Source organism: Amycolatopsis aidingensis, assembly GCF_018885265.1.
GTDB lineage: Bacteria > Actinomycetota > Actinomycetes > Mycobacteriales > Pseudonocardiaceae > Amycolatopsis > Amycolatopsis aidingensis.
The window spans coordinates 5,370,316-5,389,404 of record NZ_CP076538.1 but is presented as its reverse complement, the minus strand read 5'-3'; the positions used below and the strand labels follow the sequence as shown (position 1 = coordinate 5,389,404).

At 70.5% G+C, this 19,089-nt stretch carries 18 protein-coding genes; 15 read left to right on the top strand and 3 right to left on the bottom strand.

Annotated elements, in window-relative coordinates; translation table 11 throughout:
- The 3 genes from KOI47_RS24470 to KOI47_RS24460 form a co-directional block, all read right to left on the bottom strand.
- Entirely contained in the window at positions 1 to 1,608 is a 1,608-nt protein-coding gene (locus KOI47_RS24470) for a long-chain-fatty-acid--CoA ligase (RefSeq protein ID WP_216207924.1), read from the bottom strand.
- Between the two features lie 168 nt (positions 1,609 to 1,776).
- Positions 1,777 to 2,874: an acyl-CoA dehydrogenase family protein gene (locus KOI47_RS24465; protein WP_216207921.1), complete on the bottom strand. Its 1,098-nt coding sequence runs from the start codon at positions 2,872 to 2,874 to the stop codon at positions 1,777 to 1,779.
- 23 nt (positions 2,875 to 2,897) lie between these two features.
- Positions 2,898 to 4,085: an acyl-CoA dehydrogenase family protein gene (locus KOI47_RS24460; protein WP_216207917.1), complete on the bottom strand. Its 1,188-nt coding sequence runs from the start codon at positions 4,083 to 4,085 to the stop codon at positions 2,898 to 2,900.
- Between the two features lie 101 nt (positions 4,086 to 4,186).
- Here KOI47_RS24460 and KOI47_RS24455 point away from each other — a divergent pair, with 101 nt between their 5' ends.
- The 15 genes from KOI47_RS24455 (at position 4,187) to KOI47_RS24385 (ending at position 18,858) form a co-directional block, all read left to right on the top strand.
- Complete coding sequence (locus tag KOI47_RS24455; RefSeq protein ID WP_216207915.1) at positions 4,187 to 4,378, top strand: ferredoxin; 192 nt, start codon at positions 4,187 to 4,189, stop codon at positions 4,376 to 4,378.
- A gap of 113 nt (positions 4,379 to 4,491) precedes the next feature.
- Positions 4,492 to 5,568 carry a Zn-dependent alcohol dehydrogenase gene (locus tag KOI47_RS24450; RefSeq protein ID WP_232376219.1) on the top strand — a complete coding sequence of 359 codons (1,077 nt, stop codon included), beginning with the start codon at positions 4,492 to 4,494 and terminating at the stop codon, positions 5,566 to 5,568.
- Complete coding sequence (locus KOI47_RS24445) at positions 5,565 to 6,467, top strand: 3-oxoacyl-ACP reductase (protein ID WP_232376218.1); 903 nt, start codon at positions 5,565 to 5,567, stop codon at positions 6,465 to 6,467. The genes KOI47_RS24450 and KOI47_RS24445 overlap by 4 nt, the downstream gene beginning before the upstream one ends.
- Before the next feature lie 26 nt (positions 6,468 to 6,493).
- Entirely contained in the window at positions 6,494 to 8,002 is a 1,509-nt protein-coding gene (locus KOI47_RS24440) for an aldehyde dehydrogenase family protein (protein ID WP_216207910.1), read from the top strand.
- A 140-nt stretch (positions 8,003 to 8,142) separates the two neighbouring features.
- Complete coding sequence (locus tag KOI47_RS24435) at positions 8,143 to 8,937, top strand: glucose 1-dehydrogenase (RefSeq protein WP_232376217.1); 795 nt, start codon at positions 8,143 to 8,145, stop codon at positions 8,935 to 8,937.
- Positions 8,938 to 8,967: 30 nt separating this feature from the next.
- The gene (locus tag KOI47_RS24430; protein WP_216207904.1) at positions 8,968 to 9,762 is read left to right on the top strand and encodes an MlaE family ABC transporter permease; all 795 of its coding nucleotides are present in this window, start codon (positions 8,968 to 8,970) and stop codon (positions 9,760 to 9,762) included.
- A complete protein-coding gene (locus tag KOI47_RS24425; protein WP_216207901.1) occupies positions 9,763 to 10,620 on the top strand; it encodes an MlaE family ABC transporter permease in 858 nt (285 codons plus the stop codon).
- A gap of 169 nt (positions 10,621 to 10,789) precedes the next feature.
- Positions 10,790 to 12,124 (top strand): MCE family protein, encoded by a 1,335-nt coding sequence (locus KOI47_RS24420; protein ID WP_232376216.1) that lies wholly within the window; start codon positions 10,790 to 10,792, stop codon positions 12,122 to 12,124.
- Positions 12,124 to 13,158, top strand: coding sequence for an MCE family protein (locus KOI47_RS24415; protein WP_216207898.1), 1,035 nt, complete (start codon positions 12,124 to 12,126; stop codon positions 13,156 to 13,158). The genes KOI47_RS24420 and KOI47_RS24415 overlap by 1 nt, the downstream gene beginning before the upstream one ends.
- On the top strand, positions 13,155 to 14,195 hold the full coding sequence (locus KOI47_RS24410; protein WP_216207895.1) for an MCE family protein: 1,041 nt from the start codon (positions 13,155 to 13,157) through the stop codon (positions 14,193 to 14,195). The genes KOI47_RS24415 and KOI47_RS24410 overlap by 4 nt, the downstream gene beginning before the upstream one ends.
- Positions 14,195 to 15,394, top strand: coding sequence for an MCE family protein (locus KOI47_RS24405; RefSeq protein ID WP_216207892.1), 1,200 nt, complete (start codon positions 14,195 to 14,197; stop codon positions 15,392 to 15,394). Before KOI47_RS24410 ends, KOI47_RS24405 begins: the two co-directional genes overlap by 1 nt.
- Positions 15,391 to 16,596, top strand: coding sequence for an MCE family protein (locus tag KOI47_RS24400; protein ID WP_216207889.1), 1,206 nt, complete (start codon positions 15,391 to 15,393; stop codon positions 16,594 to 16,596). The genes KOI47_RS24405 and KOI47_RS24400 overlap by 4 nt, the downstream gene beginning before the upstream one ends.
- Positions 16,596 to 17,840: an MCE family protein gene (locus KOI47_RS24395; RefSeq protein ID WP_216207886.1), complete on the top strand. Its 1,245-nt coding sequence runs from the start codon at positions 16,596 to 16,598 to the stop codon at positions 17,838 to 17,840. Before KOI47_RS24400 ends, KOI47_RS24395 begins: the two co-directional genes overlap by 1 nt.
- Complete coding sequence (locus KOI47_RS24390; RefSeq protein WP_216207884.1) at positions 17,837 to 18,334, top strand: hypothetical protein; 498 nt, start codon at positions 17,837 to 17,839, stop codon at positions 18,332 to 18,334. The genes KOI47_RS24395 and KOI47_RS24390 overlap by 4 nt, the downstream gene beginning before the upstream one ends.
- Positions 18,334 to 18,858 carry a hypothetical protein gene (locus KOI47_RS24385; RefSeq protein WP_216207881.1) on the top strand — a complete coding sequence of 175 codons (525 nt, stop codon included), beginning with the start codon at positions 18,334 to 18,336 and terminating at the stop codon, positions 18,856 to 18,858. The genes KOI47_RS24390 and KOI47_RS24385 overlap by 1 nt, the downstream gene beginning before the upstream one ends.
- Positions 18,859 to 19,089: the final 231 nt, after the last annotated feature.

The window sequence follows — 19,089 nt, the reverse complement described above, 5'->3', positions numbered from 1 at the left end:
TCAGCCGCCAGGGGAGTACCTGATTTCGGGGTTGGCATTTGTTTGGCCGTTTTCCTGGCACAGCCGCCACACCGGGTCCGCGCAGCGCGTTCCCTGCGCGGACAGCTCCCGCTTGAGTACCTTGTAGGTGGCGGTGCGGGGCAGTGCGCGGGTGATCCGGACATACCGGGGCACCTGCCGTGGCCCGAGATCCGCCTGCCCGGACAGGAACTCGCCGAACTCCTCCGGCCCGAGTGCCGCCTCGCAGGTGAGCACCAGCGCGGCCATCACGGTGTCGCCGACCCGCTCATCCGGAACCGCGTACACGGCGGCCTCCGCGATGGCGGGGTGGCGCAGCAGCACCCGCTCGATCGGTGCGGTGCCGAGGTTCTCGCCGCCAACCCGCAACCAGTCGCCGCGCCGGCCCGCGAAGTAACAGAAACCGTCGGCGTCGAGGTAGGCAAGGTCACCGGTGAAGTACCTGCCCCCGCGGACCCGCTCGGCATCGGCGGCCGGGTCCCGGTAGTAGCCCGCGAACCAGCCGGGGCCCGTGGCGTTCACCAGCTCACCCACCGCCTGCTCGGCGTTGCGCAGCCTGCCATCGCCGTCGAACTCGGCGGGCTGGCAGGGTGCGCCGGTCTCCGGATGCAGTACGAGCACGCCCTCGGCAGGTCTGCCGAGCGAGCCCGGCGGCGTGTCCTCGGTGCGCGCGAAGCCGACACCACCCTCGGTGGAGCCGAAGGCGTCCACCACCTGACAGCCGAACCGCTCGGCGAAGGCGGCCAGATCCGCCTCGGCACCCTCGTTGCCGTACACCAGCCGCAGCGGATTGTCCGCGTCGTCCGGCCTGCGCGGTGTGGCGAGCACATAGGACAGTGGGGTACCAACGTAGTTGGCGTAGGTGGCCCCGAACCGGCGAACGTCGGGAAGGAAACCGGATGCGGAGAACCTGCGGCGCAGTGCGATCGTCGCGCCCGCAGCCAGTCCGACCGACCAGCCTGCCAGCACCGCGTTCGAGTGGAACAGCGGCATCGAGACGTAGACAGTGTCCGTAGTGGACAGTCCGAACCGGTCGGCGAGCATCCGGCCGGGAAAGGCTATCTTGCCGTGCGTACAACGGACCGCCTTCGGGTCTCCGCTGGTGCCCGAGGTGTAGATGAGCATCAGCAGGTCCTCGGGGGTGGCGGGCACCGGGTCCAGCGGGGCCTCCCGGTGCGCCCCGAGCAGCTCCAGCCACTCGGCGCCGTCCAGTTCGAGCACGGCCGCCCCGCCGAGGTCGAGCCCGGCCAGCAGCGGGAGGTACTCGCGCTGCGCCAGCACCACCTGGCAGTCGGCCAGCCGCACGTCCCTGGCCAGCGCCTCGCCCCGGCGTACCGGGTTCAGCCCGGCCAGCACGGCACCGGCGAGGGCGGCCCCGCCGAGCAGGAAGGACCAGGCCGGCAGGTTGTCGGCCAGCACCCCGGCATGTGGCGGTGCGCCTGGACGCAGCAGGCTGCGCAGCGCGGCCCCGTGCTGGGCGCAGGCCCGCAGCTGCTCCGGCCAGGACCAGGTCTCCTCCTCGAAACGCAGTCCGGGATGCTCGTCTCCGGCGCGCGCCAGCAGCAGGTCGGTGACCGTGGGAACCGTCACGTCTTCTCCTTCCCGGCCCCGCGCGCGTCCGCGATCGTGTCGACGGGGCGCCGCTCTCGATTCAGCTTGCGGTCGCGGCAGTGCGCGCCCCGCCGCCCCGACAGCGGGGCTTCGGCCAGGGGCGCGCTCCGTGGTCACCTTGGCTGCTGCGGCCCGCGGCAGAGCTACTCACGCTGGCTCCTGTGCCAGCAGGTCGCCGAGCGCCCGCAGCTGCGTGGTGGCCCCGCCGAGGGCGAACTCGTTGCGCTTGGCCGCGACGAAGTACTGGTGCAGCGGGTAGTCCACGTCGATGCCGACCCCGCCGTGGATGTGCACCGCAGTGTGCGCCACCCGGTGCCCGGCTTCGGCGGCCCAGAACTTCGCCGTGGCCACCGCGGAATCGGCCGGTTCACCCTCGGCGAGGCACCAGGCGGCCTGCCACAGGGTCAGCCGGACCGCGTGCACGTCGAGGTAGGCATCCGCCAGCCGCTGCCGCACCGCCTGGAAACCGCCGATGACCTGGTCGAACTGGGTGCGCTCGCGGGCGTACTCCGCGGTCAGCTCCAGCGCGCGTTCCAGCACGCCGAACTGCGCGGCCACCAGGCCGACTGTGCCGCGTAGCCGCAGCCATTCCGCCAGCCCCGCGCCGGGCTCGCCGAGCGCGGCCCCGGCCGGCAGGCTCAGCTCCGTCGCCTCCACCAGGCCCGCGTCGCCCCGGTCGACCACCCGCTGACCGAGCACGGACAGCCCTGGCCGGTCGCGCTCCACCAGCAGCAGCACCTCGCCGTCGGCGGTGGCGGCTGGCAGCAGGAAACCGTCGGCGAAGGCGGCGAAGGGCACCACGGTCTGCGTGCCGGAGACCCGCCAACCGTTCCCGGCGCGCTCGGCGGTGAACCCGCACGGCGTGTCCGCGTCCGGCAGCGCAGCGGTGAGCAGCGCCTCCCCGCGCAGCAGTGGCACCAGCCAGCGTTCCAGCAGCTCGCCATCGCCGAACCCGGCCAGCGCGGACCCGGCCATGGTGACCGTGGGCAGGTAGGGGACCGGTGCGGCGGCCCGGCCCAGCTCGGCCAGGATCGAGCACTGCTCCAGCAACCCGAACCCGCCGCCGCCCACGGCCGATGGCAGGGCGGCGTCGATGATGCCCGCCTTGCCCAGTTCGGTCCACAATGCTCTGTCGAAACCGCCGGATCCGTGTCTGGGCAACGACTCCGGGGGCAGCTGGTCGGTCAGGATACGGCGAGTGAGCGCGGCGAGCTCGCGCTGTGCTTCACTGAGCGAGAAATCCATGGCAACTCCTCGGGAACGGTGGATCAGCGGCTGACCGGAAGGCCAAGTGCGGTGGCGGCCACCAGGTCGCGTTGCACCTCGTTGGTGCCCCCGCCGAAGGTGAGGATCAGCGCCGAGCGGTGCAGCCGCTCGACCCGGCCGCGCAGCACCGCGCCATGCGAGCCCTCGCGCACCACCGCGCCGGTGCCGAGGACCTCCATCAGCAGCCGGCAGGCCTCGATGGTCAGCTCGGTACCGAACACCTTGGTCGCCGAGGGCTCGGCGGGGCCCAGCTGCTCCGTCGACTGGCTCGCCGTCCAGGCGATCTCCCAGTTGCGCAGCTTCAGGTACTCCACGTGCGCATGCACCCTGGCCAGGTGCATGCGCACCCATTCGGCATCGATGACCCGGCTGCCGTCGGGCCGGGTGGTCTGCTGCGCCCACTCCCGCACGGCCCGCAGTGCCGAGGTCACCGGCGCCGCAGAGGTGAGCGCGACCCGCTCGTGATTGAGCTGGTTGGTGATCAGCGGCCAGCCCTGGTTCTCCTCGGCGATCCGGGCCTGCACCGGCACCCGCACGTCGGAGTAGTAGGTCGCGCTGGTGCCCGGCCCGGCGACCGTGTGCACCTTGGTCCAGGAGAAGCCCTCGGCCGAGGTGGGCACGATGAGGATGCTCAGCCCTTTGTGCTTGCGCGCGTCCGGGTCGGTGCGCACGGCCAGCCACACGTAGTCGGCGTACTCGATCAGGCTCGTCCACATCTTCTGGCCGTTGACCACGTACTCCTCGCCCTCGCGGACCGCGCGGGTGCGCAGCGCGGCCAGGTCGGTGCCGGCCTCCGGCTCGGAGTAGCCGATGGCGAAGTGCGCCTCGCCGCCCGCGATCCGCGGCAGGTAGAACGCCTTCTGGTCCTCGGTGCCGTAACGCATGATCGTCGGGCCGATGGTGTTGATCGTCAGGAACGGCACCGGCACCCCGGCCGCGGCCGCCTCGTCGGTGAAGATCAGCTGGTCGAGCATGGATCTTTCCTGCCCGCCGTAGGCCTTCGGCCAGCCGATCGCCAGCAGCCCCTCGCGGCCCAGTTCCCGCACGATCTCCTGGTACGCGGTGCCGTCGCCGTACTCGCCGCCCTCGCCGCGCAGGGCCTCGGAACGCTCCGGGGTCATCAGCCCTGTGAAGTAGGACCGCAGCTCCTCGCGCAGCCGGGCCTGCTCGGGCGTGTAGCTGATGCGCATCCAAACCTCCACCTCGGGCGTTGAACTGGTATCGGGTCCACCCGCCGCGCTAATGTAGAACAAGTTCTAGTTGTACCGCAGGATGCGGACGGGAGGAAGTCATGGAGGTCAGCGTCGACCGGTCACTGTGCGAGGCCAACGAGGTGTGCGTCGCCATCGCCCCCGCGGTCTTCGAGCTGGATGAGGACGAGGAGCTGCGGATCATTCAGCCGAACCCGCCTGCCGAAGAAGTAGAACGTGTTTCGCAAGCGGTTGCGTCCTGCCCGAAGAACGCCCTGCTCATACGGGAGTAACACCCGTAAAGTAGGGCTTGCCCAAGGCGAGAACAGATTCTAGTCTGTGGCCTGAGACACGAACCAACGGCGGTTCGGTGGACCCTGGGAGGGCAGTCGGAGTGAGAGCGGCCGTGCTGAACGCGATCGGCGATGACAAGCTCGAGCTGCGGGACGATGTCACGACGGTCGATCCCGGCCCGCACGAGGTGCGGATCCGGGTGCGGGCCTCGGGCGTCTGCCACAGCGATCTTTCCGCGATGGACGGCACCCTGCCCGCGCTGGCGCCAGGGGTGGTCGGTCACGAGGGGGCGGGCGAGATCCTGCAGGTGGGCTCGGCGGTGGAGCACCTCGCGCCGGGCGACCACGTCACCGTCTCCTTCGTCCCGCCCTGCGGCGCCTGCCCGAGCTGCCTGCGCGGTGAGCCCAACCTGTGTGCGGTGCACGCGATCGCCGCGTTCACCTCGCCCCGCTTCCGGCTCGGCGAGAACCCGCTGTTCGGCTACGCGGGCCTCGGCACCTTCGCCGAGGAGGTGGTGGTCCCGGCGGCCGGGGCGGTCAAGGTGGACCCGGACGTGCCCTTCGAGACCGCCGCGCTGGTCGCCTGCGGGGTGCTCACCGGGGTCGGGGCCGTGCTGAACACCGCGCAGGTCCGGCCGGGCTCCACCGTGGTGATCATCGGCTGCGGCGGTGTCGGGATCTCGGTCATCCAGGGCGCCCGGATCGCAGGCGCCACCACGATCGTGGCCGTGGACCCGGTCGAGGCCAAGCACGAGACCGCGAAGAAGTTCGGCGCCACCCACGCGACCATCCCCGAGGGTCTCGAGGAGCTCAAACAGTCGGTCACCGCGGGCGAAGGCTTCGACTACGCCTTCGACATCGTGGGCCTCCCCGGCACGATCCGCTCGGCCTGGGACCACGCCCGCCGCGGCGGCTCGGTGGTGATCGTCGGGGCGGGCAAGGCGGACGCGATGGTGGAGTTCAGCGCGCAGGAGCTGTTCCTGCACGACAAGAAGATCCTCGGCTCCTTCTACGGCTCCGCGCATGTGCACCGGGACACCGGCCGGATGCTCGGGTTCTGGCGGGCCGGGCTGCTCGACCTGGACGGGATGATCTCCCGGCGGATCGGTTTCGCCGATATCAACGACGGCCTCGACCTGCTGCGCCGGGGCAGCACCGAGGTGATCCGTCAGGTGGTGACGCTGGATTGAGCCAGGAAGGCTTGGCGGGCTTGCAGGGCAAGGTCGCCATCGTGACCGGAGCCGGGGCCGGGCTCGGCAGGGCCGAGGCGCTGGCACTGGCCGAGGCGGGCGCCGCGGTGGTGGTCAACGACCTCGGTGACGCCGCCAAGGCGGTGGCCGGGGAGATCGAGTCCCGCGGCGGCACCGCGTTACCCGTGGCAGGGGACGTGGCGGAGCGGTCCTGCGCGGACGAGCTGATCGGCGCCGCCACCGAACAGCTCGGCGGCCTGCACATCCTGGTGAACAACGCCGGGGTGGTGCGCGACCGGATGCTGTTCAACATGTCCGACGAGGAGTGGGACGCCGTGCTGCGGGTGCACCTGCGCGGGCATTTCCTGCTGTCGCGCAACGCGGGCGCCTACTGGCGGCAGCAGTCCAAGGCACAGGGCGGGCCGGTGTACGGCAGGGTGGTGAACACCGCCTCCGAGGCCTTCCTCGTCGGTTCCGAGGGCCAGCCGAACTACGCCGCTGCCAAGGGCGGGATCGCCGCGCTCACCGTGGCGACCGCCAGAGGACTCGGCCGGTACGGGGTGCGCGCCAACGCCATCTGCCCGCGTGCTCGCACCGCGATGACCGCCGAGGTCTTCGGGGACGCACCCGAGACCGGCACCGACCCGCTTTCGGTCGAGCACGTCGCCCCGTTCGTCGCCTTCCTCGCCGGAGAAGCGGCCGAACGGATCAGCGGCCAGGTGTTCGTGGTGCACGGCGGCATGGTCGCCCTGCTCCGGCCGCCGTCGGTGGAGCAGCGCTTCGACACCACCGGCGAGACCTGGACCCTGGCCGAGCTCGCGGACACCGTCGGCGGCTACTTCGCCGAACGTGACCCGGCGCGGATGTTCGCCGCACCCGAGATCCTCGCCCTGCCCTGAACCCATCCACACCGAGGAGCCAGCTCATGCCGCTCACCGTGCAACCGCACCGCGAATCGCTCGGCCTGAAGACCGGGCTGCTCTACCTCGACGGCCAGTGGGGGCCCGCCGCGGAGGGGGCCACCTGGACCCACCGGCACCCCGCCAGCGGGGAGGAGGTGGGGGAGTTCGCCGCCGCGGGCCGCGCCGATGTGGACGCGGCCGTGGCCGCCGCGCGCAGGGCCTTCGACTCCGGCGAGTGGTCCAACTCCAGAGCGAGCGTGCGCATCGGGTTGCTGCACCGCTACGCGAACCTGCTGCGCGAGCACGCCGACGAACTGCGTGCCCTGCAGGCACTGGACAACTCCGTGCCGCTTTCCTTCGGCGGCATCTACGCCACCTCGGTCGGCGCCGCAGCCGACGTGTTCGACCACCACGCGGGCTGGGTGGACAAGGTGGGCGGGCAGACCCTTCCGCCGTACCAGGGTGGCGACCACCTCGCGGCCACCTTCCGTGAGCCGATCGGCGTGGTCGCCGCGATCCTGCCGTGGAACGCGCCCTTCCTGCTGTTCGCGCAGAAGGTCGCGCCCGCGCTCGCGGCAGGCTGCACCGTGGTGCTGAAGCCGTCGGAGTACGCCACTTTCGCGGTGCTGCGGATGGTGGAGCTGCTGGCCGAGGCCGGGCTGCCTGCCGGGGTGCTGAACGTGGTCACCGGCACCGGCGCGGCCGTCGGTGAACCGCTGATCACCCACGCCGGCGTGGACAAGGTCAGCTTCACCGGCAGCAGGGCGGTCGGCAAGCGCATCGTGGAGGCCTCGGCAGGCACCTTGAAACGGGTGTCGCTGGAGCTCGGCGGGAAGAGCCCGGCGATCGTGTTCGGGGACGCGCCGAACGTGGGACTGGCCGCCGCGACCGTCACCGGCGCGGTCACCATGGGCCTTTCCGGGCAGGCCTGCGTGGCCAACACCAGGGCACTGGTGCAGCGGGAGGTCTACGAGGAATTCATCGCGGCCGCGCAGGGCATGACCGCGGGCATCACCTACGGTGACCCGTTCGACCCCGGCGTGATCTCCAGCCCGCTGATCAACGAGCGCCAGCTGGAGCGTGTGCTCGGCTACATCGACACCGGCAAGCGCGAGGCCAGGCTGGTCTGCGGCGGGGAGCGGCTGGAGGGCGACCTCGCCGCGGGCAACTTCGTCGCCCCGACCATCTTCGCCGATGTGGACAACGCGGCCACCATCGCGCAGGAGGAGATCTTCGGCCCGGTACTCGCGGTGGTCCCCTTCGACGACGAGGAGGAGGCGGTCGCGCTGGCCAACGACACCGAGTACGGGCTCGGCGCCGGGCTGTTCACCTCCGACGTGCAGCGCGCCTTCCGGGTGTCCCGCAGGCTGCGGGCCGGAACGATCGGGATCAACGGGTTCCAGGTGGAACCGCATCTGCCCTTCGGCGGGTTCAAGCAGTCCGGGCTCGGCAGGGAGGGCGGCCGGTCCGCCTTCGAGGCCTACACCGAGCTGAAGACCGTGATGCTGCCGCTGACCGAGGAGATGATGTAAGTGACCGCCGTGGAGCCGGATTGGATTGCGAGTGGTGAGTGGAAGAACGCGCGCGGCGACAGCCCACGAGCGGGGAGGCGGGGCGCATGACTCGCGGTGGTGACGATCGGGGCCAGAGTCCGAGCCCCGCCGAGCCGATCGTGTCGCGCGTTTCAAAACAAACACTGACCACGGAAGGCAGGCTGGCGGGCAAGGTCGCGCTGATCACCGGCGCGGCCCGTGGCCAGGGCGCCGCCGCGGCCCGGCGCTTCGTCGCCGAGGGTGCCCGCGTGCTGCTGGCCGATGTGGCCGACGACGCGGGTAAGCAGCTCGCCGACGAGCTCGGCGCGGCGGCAGGCTACCAGCACCTCGACGTCGGGGCCGAGGACGAATGGGAACTGGCCGTGCAGCGGGCCGTCGCCGAGTTCGGCGGGCTGGACGTGCTGGTGAACAACGCGGGCATCCTGCACTTCTCCGAGCTGGCCAGCACCAGCCTCGCCGACTACGAGCGGGTACTGCGGGTGAACCAGATCGGCACGTTTCTCGGCATGCGTTCGGTCGTTGAACCGATGACCGCCGCGGGTGGTGGTTCCATCGTCAACGTGTCCTCTGTGGAGGGACTGGCCGGTATGCCGTTCCTGGTCGCCTACACCGCGAGCAAGTTCGCCATCCGGGGGATGACCAAGGTGGCCGCGCTGGAGCTCGGCGGCCGCGGCATCCGGGTGAATTCGCTGCACCCCGGGATGATCGACACCCGGATGGTGCAGGACGCAGCCGGGGGCGCCGAGGTTGATCTGTCCAGGGTCGGCAAGAAACTCGCGCTGCGGCGCGTCGGTCAGCCCGAGGAGATCGCCGGGCTGGCACTCTTCCTGGCCAGCGACGAGAGCTCGTACTGCACCGGCGGCGAGTTCGTCGCGGACGGAGGCGCGACGGCGACACACGCGCTCAAGATCTGACCCCTGTTCAACGGCGAATGCGGAGGCGTGATGGGTGCTCGACCCGCGGGGAGCACGATCCCCGGCGCCGCCGCGCTCGCCCAGGTGGGGCGGCTGGCCACGCTCTCGGCCGAGGTGCTGCGGGCCATTCCGCGCAGGCCGTTCCAGTTCCGGGAATGGATCCAGCAGTGCTGGTTCTTCGCCAGCGTCACCATCCTGCCGACCGCGCTGGTGGCGATCCCGTTCGGCGCGGTGATCGCCTTGCAGCTGGGTTCGCTGACCCAGCAGATCGGGGCGCAGTCCTTCACCGGTGCGGCCAGCGCGCTGGCCATCGTGCAGCAGGCCAGCCCGCTGATCACCGCGTTGCTGGTGGCCGGAGCGGGCGGCAGCGCGGTCTGCGCGGATATCGGGGCACGCAAGATCCGCGAGGAGATCGACGCCATGGAGGTGCTCGGGGTCAACCCGATCCAGCGCCTGATCGTGCCGAGGGTGCTCGCCGCGATCGTGGTGTCGGTGCTGCTGAACGGCCTGGTCAGCGTGGTCGGGGTGCTCGGTGGCTACTTCTTCAACGTGGTCATGCAGGGCGGGACCCCTGGCGCCTACCTGGCCAGCTTCAACGCACTGGCGCAGCTGCCGGACCTGTGGATCAGTGAGATCAAGGCGTTCCTGTACGGGTTCGTCGCCGGGGTGGTTGCCGCCTTCCGCGGGCTGAACCCGGCAGGCGGGCCGAAGGGCGTCGGGGACGCGGTGAACCAGGCTGTGGTGATCACCTTCCTGCTGCTGTTCCTGATCAACGTCGTGCTCACCGCGATCTACCTGCAGATCGTTCCCCCGAAGGCGTTGTAGATGACGACGCGGGCGGACGATTCGGAACGGGTGGACCGCACCCTGGAGATCATCGCGCGCCCCGGCGCGATGCTGGAGGGGTTCGGCAGCCAGCTCTCCTTCTACGCCAGGGCACTGGCCTGGGCCCCGCGCACGCTGCGGCGCTACGGCAGGGAGACCGCGCGCCTGCTGACCGAGGTCTCCTTCGGAACCGGGGCGCTGGCGGTGATCGGCGGGACCCTCGGCGTGATGATCGGGATGACCCTGTTCACCGGCCTGGTGGTGGGGCTGCAGGGCTACTCCGCGCTGAACCAGCTCGGCACCGCCGCGCTCACCGGGTTCATCTCGGCCTACTTCAACACCCGTGAGGTGGCGCCGCTGTCCGCGGGGCTGGCCCTTTCGGCCACGGTGGGCTGCGGGTTCACCGCGCAGCTCGGCGCGATGCGGATCTCCGAGGAGATCGACGCGCTGGAGGTGATGGGGGTGCCCAGCCTGCCGTACCTGGTCACCACCAGGGTGCTGGCCGGGGTGGCCGCGGTGATCCCGCTGTACGCGGTGGGCCTGCTGTCCTCGTACCTGGCGTCCCGGCAGATCACCATCTGGGTCTACGGGCAGTCGGCGGGCACCTACGACCACTACTTCAACCTGTTCCTGCCGCCGGAGGACGTGCTGTGGTCCTTCGGCAAGGTGATCATCTTCAGCGTGCTGGTGGTGCTCTCACACTGCTACTACGGCTACACCGCACGCGGTGGTCCGGCCGGGGTCGGTATCGCGGTGGGGCGGGCTGTGCGCACCTCGATCGTGCTGATCGCGGTGCTGGACTTCTTCCTCAGCCTGGCGATCTGGGGCGCCACCACAACGGTGAGGATCTCGGGATGAGTAGCTCCATACTGAGTCGCGGCACTCCAGGTGACCAGAGAGCGCGCACCTGCCGTCAGGCCCGCTATCGGGGCGGCGGGCCGCGTACCTCCTCCACGTGCCGGTACTCCGTGAGTCACGGCCCGTCGACACGATCGCGGATGCGCGCGGGATCGCGGAGGAGGAACGGATGAGCGTACGTAGGGCCATGCTGCTGCGCCGCCTGCGGCATCAGGTGCTGGGGCTGGTGTTCCTGGTCGTGGTCGCGTTGTTCTTCGTGACCACGGTCGCCATCTACAACAAGGCCTTCGTGGACTACGTCGGGGTCCGGCTGGAGACCGGGCATGTCGGCAACCAGATGCGCGAGGGCGCGGACGTGAAGATCCGCGGCATGGTCGTCGGGGAGGTCCGCACCATCGAGACCGGCGGCGAGCACGCCGCCCTCGAACTCGCACTGGAACCGGAGAAGGTGGACCTGATCCCGGCCAACGTCAGCGCCCGGCTGCTGCCGAAGACCCTGTTCGGTGAGCGCTACGTGGCGTTGCAGATCCCGGCGGAGCCCGCGCCGGAGCCGCTGGCCGCGGGCGCGGTGATCGGGCAGGACCGCAGCAGCACCGCGATCGAGCTGGAGCGGGTGCTCGGTAACGTGCTGCCGCTGCTGCAGTCGGTGCAGCCGCAGAAGCTCGCCAGCACGCTGAACGCGGTGTCCACCGCGCTGGAGGGCCGCGGCGAGCAGCTCGGCGACACCCTGGTCGCGCTCGGCGACTACCTGGAACGGATCAACCCCTCGCTACCGGACCTCAAGGCCGACCTCACCGGGCTGGCCGACACCGCAGGCACCTACGCCGAGGCCGCGCCGGACTTCCTCACCGCACTGTCCGATCTCACCACCACCAGCCGGACCCTGCTGGAAAAACGGGACCAACTCACCGACCTGTACGCCACGGTCAGCACCGCATCCGCCGATCTCGGCAGCTTCCTCGAGGTGAACAAGGACAACCTGATCGACCTCACCCGCACCGTGCAGCCCACCCTGGACGTGCTGGCGAAGTACGCCCCCGAGTACCCGTGCATGCTCAAGCAGCTCGCCGACTCGATTCCCGCCGCCGAGGCGGCCTTCGGCAAGGGCACCGACGAGATGAACCACGTGACCATCCGGTTCACCGCCAGCCGCGGCAAGTACCTGCCGGGCGTGGACGAGCCGGAGTACAACGACAAACGCGGCCCCCGCTGCTACCCGCAGGCGCCCGCGCCGGGCCGGTGGCCGCAGTACCCGCCGGAGGGGCCGATCAAGGACGGCGCGAGCAAACCCGCCCCGCCGAACTCCCCGCGCGGGTTCGAGGAGACCACCGGCGGTGGCGGTGGCACGCCCGCTGCCCAGTCCCTTGCCAACTCGCCGGCCGAACGGCGGCTGATCGCCGGGCTGCGGGCGGGACAACTCGGGGTGTCCCCTGCCGAGATACCCGGCTGGACCAGCCTGCTGGTCGGCCCGCTGTACCGCGGAGCGGAGGTGACCGTCGAGTAATGCGCAGCTTCGTCCCCTCGCTGATCAAGATCCTGATTTTCGCCGCGGTCACGGTGCTGCTCACCGCCGTGCTCGGCGCCACCATCGCGAACACCAACTTCGGTGAGACCTCCGGCTACACCGCCCGGTTCACCGAGGCCTCGGGCCTGAAGGCCGGCGACGACGTGCGGATCGCCGGGGTCAAGGTCGGCCAGGTGGAGAGCATCGCGGTGAGCGAGGGCAACCAGGCCGAGGTGGACTTCACCGTGGAGTCGGTGCGCGAGCTGCCGGCCTCGGTGACCGCGACGATCAAGTACCGCAACCTGATCGGCCAGCGCTACCTCTCGCTGAACACCGACGTGCCCGGCGCGGACGTACTGACCGCGGGGGAGACGATCCCGCTGGAACGCACCGAACCGGCACTGAACCTGACCGTGCTGTTCAACGGGTTCAAGCCGCTGTTCACCGCGCTGGACCCGAAGGAGGTCAACGCGCTCTCGCACGAGATCGTCCGGGTCTTCCAGGGACAGGGCGGCACACTCCGCAGCCTGCTCTCCCATATCGCCTCGCTGACCTCCACTATCGCCGAGAAGGACGAGCTGATCGGCGAGGTGATCGGCAACCTGAACACCGTGCTGGACACGGTCAACCAGCGCACCCCGCAGTTCGAGAACCTGGTCCAGGTCACGCAGAACCTGGTCACCGGGCTGGCGCAGCAGCGCGAACCGATCGGGCAGGCGGTGTCCGCGCTGGGTGAGCTGACCGACGCGACCGCCGGGCTGGTCACCGAGGCCCGGCCACACCTGAAGGAGGACATCGCCGCGCTCGGGGAGCTGTCAGGGAACCTGGCCGACTCCGAGGAACTGCTCGACCACCTGCTCCAGATCATGCCGGGCAACCTGGAGAAGTTCACCAGGACGCTGAGCTACGGCAGCTGGTACAACTACTACCTCTGCGGGCTCTCCGGCACCATCGGCATCTCCTCGCTGAACCTCACCGTGCCCATCCTGCCGCTCCCGGCGACCGAGCAGCCGGAAAGGTGCAAGCCGTCATGAAACGTCTGCGTGAACGCAACCAGTCCGCGGTGGGCGGGGTGACCCTGGTGTTGCTGGGGCTCATCGTGATCACCGTGTACTCCGCAGAGGACCTGCCGCTTTTCGACAACGGCACCACCTACTCGGCCTACTTCGCCGAGTCCGCAGGCCTGGCCGTGGACAACGAGGTCCAGGTGGCCGGGGTGCAGGTCGGCGAGGTGGACGAGGTCGCGCTGGACGGCAAGCGGGTGCGGGTGGAGTTCACCGTCACCGGTACCAGGGTCGGCGCGGACTCCACCGCCTCGATCGAGATCAAGACCCTGCTGGGGGAGAAGTACCTCGCTGTGCGGCCGCGGGGCGAGCGGCCGCAGGACCCGGCCGAGCCGATCCCGGTCGAGCGCACCCGCACCCCCTTCGAGCTCCAGGACGCTTTCAAGGAGCTGTCCGGCACGGTCGGGGAGATCGACACCGGCAGGCTCGCGCAGAGCTTCGACGTGCTCTCCGAGACCCTGCGGGACACCCCACCGCACCTGCGGGACGCCCTGCACGGCCTGTCCGCGCTGTCCGAGACGGTGTCCTCGAGGGACGAGGAACTACGCATGCTGCTGGCCAACACCAGCCGCTTCTCGCAGACCCTCGCCGGGCGCAACGAGCAGCTGGAGAAGGTGATCAAGGACGGCAACCTGTTGCTCACCGAGCTGCAGAACCGCAGGGACGCGATCCACCGGCTGCTCACCGGCACCCAGCGGCTGGCGCAGCAGCTGTCCGGGCTGGTCGCGGACAACCGGCAGCAGCTGCGGCCCGCGCTGGAGAAGCTGGGCACGGTCACCGACGTGCTGCAACGCAACCAGGACAACCTGAACCGCAGTCTCGAGCTGCTGGCGCCGTTCACCAGGCTCGGCGCCAACGCGACCGGAAACGGACGCTGGTTCGAGGGCTACATCTGCGGCCTGCTGCCCCCGGTGATCAACGCGGGCGCCGCCCAGATCAACCGCGAGGGCTGCACCCCGCCGCTGGCCGCACCGGACCAGGGCGTCACCGGACAGGGAGGTGGCTGATGGCGATCGAGACCCGCACCGGGCGCACCCTGTACTCCTGGCTGGCGATCGGCTGCGTGATCGCGCTGGTGCTGGCGACCGGAATGTGGTGGCTGGTACGCGACTCCGGCGGCACCCGGCTGTCCGCGTACTTCGACAAGGCCGTCGGGCTCTACGCCGGTTCCTCGGTGCGGGTGCTCGGCGTTCCGGTCGGCGAGATCACCGCGGTCACCCCGGAGGGCGGGCAGGTCCGGGTGGACCTGCTGGTGGACGACGGCGTGCAGGTCCCGGAGAACGCCGGTGCCGTGGTGGTGTCCCCGAGCCTGGTCAGCGACCGCTACGTGCAGCTGACCCCGGCCTACGACGGCGGGCCCGCGATGCCAGGCGGCACCGTGATCCCGCGTGAGCGCACCGAGACTCCAGCCGAGCTGGACGAGCTGTACCGCAGCCTGAACGAGCTGTCCACCAGCCTCGGTCCGGACGGGGCCAACTCCGACGGTGCGCTGTCCGGCGCGCTGGACACCCTGGCCGCGAACCTGGACGGCAACGGCAAGAGCCTCGGCGACACCGCGCACCGGCTGGCCGAGCTGTCCAAGACCCTGGAGAACTCCGAAGGCGACCTGTTCGCCACCGTGCGGAACCTGCAGTCGTTCACCACCATGCTCGCCCGCAGCGACAAGCAGCTTGGCGAGTTCTACGAGCGGCTGGCCGATGTCGGTGGTTTCCTCGCGGAGGACTCCGACGACGTGGGCTCCGCCCTTTCCGCGCTGGCCACCTCGTTGAACGAGGTGCACGGGTTCGTCGCGGAGAACCGCGAGGCACTTTCCTCTAATGTGGACAAACTGGCCGGCATCACAGGGGTGCTGGTGGACCAGCGGGCCGCGCTGGCCGAGGTGCTCGATGTCGGGCCGACCGGGATGACGAACTTCATCAACTCCTACGACGCGGCCTCCGGCAGCATCCAGATCCGGTACAACCCGAACGAGATCACCCACCCGCTGCTCACCACGCTGTGCCGCCTGGTCAGCGCGGGCACCCCGGAGCAGCTGCCGGACGCGCTCGGCTCGCTGTGCGACACCATCGCCAAGGTGGTGGAGGGCGCGCTGGACGTACCCTCGCTCTCGGACATGCTCGCCGCGATCCAGCGCGGTGAGCTGCCCCCGCTACCGCTGCCGCTTGCCGACGCGTTCAGCAGGGACTTCGGCGGAGGTGGCCAATGAGCAGACTTGCCAGGATCGGCGTGGTGACCGTCCTGCTGCTCGCGCTCGGCGGGTGCGGGGAGTCCGGTTTCTCCGGGCTGTACAACACCCCGCTGCCCGGCGGGGCGGACCTCGGCGAGCACCCGTACCGGATCACCGCCCAGTTCGCCGATGTGCTCGACCTGGTGCCGCAGGCAGGGGTGAAGGTGAACGACGTGCCGGTGGGCCGGGTGGAGAAGATCGAGCTGGCGCCGGACACGAAGTCGGCGATCGTGACCATGGCGGTGCACGGGAAGGTGGAGTTGCCGGCGAATGCCGCCGCCGAGCTGCGCCAGTCCAGCCTGCTCGGGGAGAAGTTCGTCGAGCTGCGTGCGCCCGGCGGCGAGCGGGCGCACGGGCGGCTGGGCGAGGGCGCGCACATCCCGCTGGCGCGGACGAACCGCAACCCCGAGGTGGAGGAGGTGCTCGGCGCGCTGTCCCTGCTGCTGAACGGTGGCGGGATCGAGCAGTTCCAGAACATCGCACGGGAGCTGAACAAGGCACTCTCCGGAAACGAGGCCGAGATCCGCGCGCTGCTGTCCCATGTGGATACCCTGGCCACCGAGCTTGACGGGCACAAGGGCGAGATCATCAGGGCGATCGAGGGCCTGAACCGGCTGTCCAGCACCATGGTGCAGCAGACGGGACACCTCACCGACGCGCTGGACAACCTCGCGCCCGGCCTGCGGGTCGTCGCCGAGCAGCGGGACCAGCTGGTCGGCATGCTGCAGTCCCTCGACGAGCTGTCCGGGGTCGCGGTGGACACGGTGCGGCAGAGCAAGCGGCAGCTGGTGCAGAACCTGCGTGCCCTGCGGCCCACGCTGACCAAGCTCGCCGAGGCCGGGCGGAACCTGCCGGTCGCGTTGAAGATCCTGCCGACCTACCCGCTGCCGTCCGCGGCAGGGGCCGTGGTCAAGGGGGACTACGCCAACGTGCGGGCCAGGCTGGACCTGAACCTGGACTCGATCTTCCAGAACTTCACCGACTCCTCGCAGCCGCCGTTGCAGCTGCCCGGCACCGGGCCGGGCACCGGCCAGGCGCCGCCCGCCGAGGACCCGCAGGCACCGGCGTTACCGCTGCCGCGCACCGAACCCCCCGCCACCGGCGGGCAGGAGTCCGGCCCGGAGCGGCAGGATCCCGGCCTGCTCGGCGGGCTGCTGGGCACCTTGCTGGGAGGTGCGTGATGCTGGCGCGCAAGAACCGGATCCAGCTGCTGGCCTTCGTGGTCATCGCCGCGGTGGCGGTGACCTACGCCGGGGTGAACTACGCGGGCCTGGACCGGTTGCTCGGCACGCGCGGCTACCTCGTCACCGCGCAGCTGGAGGACTCCGGTGGGATCTTCGTGAACGCGGAGGTCACCTATCGCGGGGTCGCGGTGGGCAAGGTGACGGCGATGCACCTGACCGAGGAGGGCGTCGCGGTCTCCATGGACATCGAATCCGAAGCCCCGCCCATTCCCGCCGACACCAGGGCCGCGGTGGCCAACCGGTCCGCGGTCGGGGAGCAGTACGTGGATCTGCGCCCGCGGCACGAGAACGGCCCGTACCTGACCGACGGCTCGGTGATCCCGGCCGCGCGCACCTCGATCCCGCCGTCCCCGGACACTGTGCTCGGCAACCTGGACCGGCTGGTATCCAGTGTGGACCCACAGTCGCTGCGCACGGTTGTGGACGAGACCTACGACGCCTTCGCCGACGCGGGTCCGGATCTACAGCAGCTGCTGGACAGCGCGGGCTCGTTCACCGCGGCCGCCACCGAGCACCTGCCGCAGACCAGGGCACTGCTGGCCGACGGCCGGATCGTGCTGGACACCCAGCAACGGCAGGCGGCCAACATCACCGAGCTGGCGAGCGGACTGCGCGAGATCGCCGCGCAGCTGAAGACCTCCGATCCGGACCTGCGCGCGGTGATCGACGAGGCGCCGAAACTCGGCAGGCAGGTCAGCGAGGTGCTGGCCACCTCGGGCACCGATCTCGGGGTGGTGCTGGCGAACCTGCTCACCACGGCGCGGATCACCAAGGTGCGGACCGACGCCATCGAGCAACTGCTGGTGGCCTACCCGGTGATCTCGGCGTTCAGCAAGTCGGTGACCTCCGGCGGGGAGGGGCATCTCGGGCTGGTGTTCAACCTGTTCGACCCGTTCTCCTGCACCAAGGGCTACGAGGGCACGAACCAGCGCCCGGCCAGCGACACCTCGGACGCCCCGCCGAACACCCAGGCCTACTGCGCGGAGCCGCCGGGCAGCGCGACCGGGGTGCGGGGTGCGCAGAACGCGCCGTACGCGGGCAAGCCGGTGCAGGTGCCGGACCAGCCGCGCAAGCCATCGCCGCACGGCGGCCCACGGGAGGACGCGCTACCCGGCCTGCTCGACCTGGCCCGTGGCGGCCCGCTGCCAGGGCTGGGAAAGCTGCTCGGGTTGCCCCGATGACCACCCCGCGGGCGCTGAAGATGCTGGCCGGGCTGGTCGCGGTGGCCCTGCTGGCGGCGGCCTGGTTCGGCTGGGCGTGGTGGAGCGCGGCCAGGGACGAGGGACTCGCCACGGCGCGCGCACGGGACACGGTGCGGGCCGCGGTGGTGCACGGCCTGGTCACCCTGAACACGATCGACCACCGGCAGGCCGAGCGCGATGTCGAGCAGTGGATCCAGGTGACCACCGGCAGGCTGCACGAGGACCTTTCCGGTGACCGGCAGCTGCAGCTGGACCGGGCTGCGGGGACGAAGACCGTGTCCTCGGCCAGGGTCCTGCGTTCCGCGGTGACCGAACTGGACCGGGCCGCGGGCACCGCCCGGCTGATCGCGGTGCTGGAGGTGACCGTGCGTACCGAGGACCAGCCCGAGCAGCAACAGCGCAGCAGGCTCATCGCCGAGGCGAAGCGGACCGAGCGGGGCTGGAAGGTGAGTACCGTGCAGGCGGCAGGCTGATGAGGCTCGCGAAACCGGAGTCCCGCGCGAGCCTGCTCGCCGCGCTCGCCGCCGCACTGGTGCTGGCCGCGGGCGGCGCGGTGTGGTTCGCGCTGGAGGCGGCGGCCCTGCGCTCCGGCGATCCGGAGGCCAACACCGCGCTGGTGGACGTGGCGGCGACCGAGGAGGTCACCGAGCAGATCGGCGCCGGCGTCAAGGCGATCTTCTCCTATGACTACAACAACCTCGCCCGCACCGAGCGGGCCGCCGAGCGGGTGCTGGTGGGTGAGGCCGTCGAGCAGTACCGGGCCTCCTTCGCCGCCGCGCGGAAACAGGCCACCGACCAGCAACTGGTGCGCAGCACCACGATCCGCGCCATCGGCGTCCGGGAACTGCGTGGCGACCAGGCCCGCGTGCTGGTGTTCCTGGATCAGCAGGCGTTGCGCGATGGCGACAACCGGGAGGATCCCACCACCGCGCACCTGGACATCCTCGCCAGGCACGTGGACGGCCGCTGGAAGATCGCCAGCCTCACCGCCCTGTGACCCGCTGAAATGCCCTGAACGTGGCTTTCCGGACGTCAGATGGCCCGAACATGCCGTTCGCGACGCCTAACGTCGCAAACGGCACGTTCAGGGCTTTCTGGTGAGTGGGCGGGAACCGTACAGGATGGGGGATGGCGGGTGGGCGAAGACGTTGCACCGGTTGCCATCGCCGGAAGGGCTCGCCGGTAACCTTCCGCCCTGTGTCTGTCAACAGCGATGGGCCCACCGCGT

Bases quoted from the DNA above. Each gene is read 5' to 3' on its own strand.
- KOI47_RS24385 (WP_216207881.1), top strand. From the start codon at position 18,334: ATGAGGCTCGCGAAACCGGAGTCCCGCGCGAGCCTGCTCGCCGCGCTC.
- KOI47_RS24420 (WP_232376216.1), top strand. From the start codon at position 10,790: ATGAGCGTACGTAGGGCCATGCTGCTGCGCCGCCTGCGGCATCAGGTG.
- KOI47_RS24455 (WP_216207915.1), top strand. From the start codon at position 4,187: ATGGAGGTCAGCGTCGACCGGTCACTGTGCGAGGCCAACGAGGTGTGC.
- KOI47_RS24395 (WP_216207886.1), top strand. From the start codon at position 16,596: ATGCTGGCGCGCAAGAACCGGATCCAGCTGCTGGCCTTCGTGGTCATC.
- KOI47_RS24410 (WP_216207895.1), top strand. From the start codon at position 13,155: ATGAAACGTCTGCGTGAACGCAACCAGTCCGCGGTGGGCGGGGTGACC.
- KOI47_RS24465 (WP_216207921.1), bottom strand. From the start codon at position 2,874: ATGGATTTCTCGCTCAGTGAAGCACAGCGCGAGCTCGCCGCGCTCACT.
- KOI47_RS24430 (WP_216207904.1), top strand. From the start codon at position 8,968: ATGGGTGCTCGACCCGCGGGGAGCACGATCCCCGGCGCCGCCGCGCTC.
- KOI47_RS24405 (WP_216207892.1), top strand. From the start codon at position 14,195: ATGGCGATCGAGACCCGCACCGGGCGCACCCTGTACTCCTGGCTGGCG.
- KOI47_RS24400 (WP_216207889.1), top strand. From the start codon at position 15,391: ATGAGCAGACTTGCCAGGATCGGCGTGGTGACCGTCCTGCTGCTCGCG.
- KOI47_RS24440 (WP_216207910.1), top strand. From the start codon at position 6,494: ATGCCGCTCACCGTGCAACCGCACCGCGAATCGCTCGGCCTGAAGACC.
- KOI47_RS24415 (WP_216207898.1), top strand. From the start codon at position 12,124: ATGCGCAGCTTCGTCCCCTCGCTGATCAAGATCCTGATTTTCGCCGCG.
- KOI47_RS24390 (WP_216207884.1), top strand. From the start codon at position 17,837: ATGACCACCCCGCGGGCGCTGAAGATGCTGGCCGGGCTGGTCGCGGTG.
- KOI47_RS24425 (WP_216207901.1), top strand. From the start codon at position 9,763: ATGACGACGCGGGCGGACGATTCGGAACGGGTGGACCGCACCCTGGAG.
- KOI47_RS24460 (WP_216207917.1), bottom strand. From the start codon at position 4,085: ATGCGCATCAGCTACACGCCCGAGCAGGCCCGGCTGCGCGAGGAGCTG.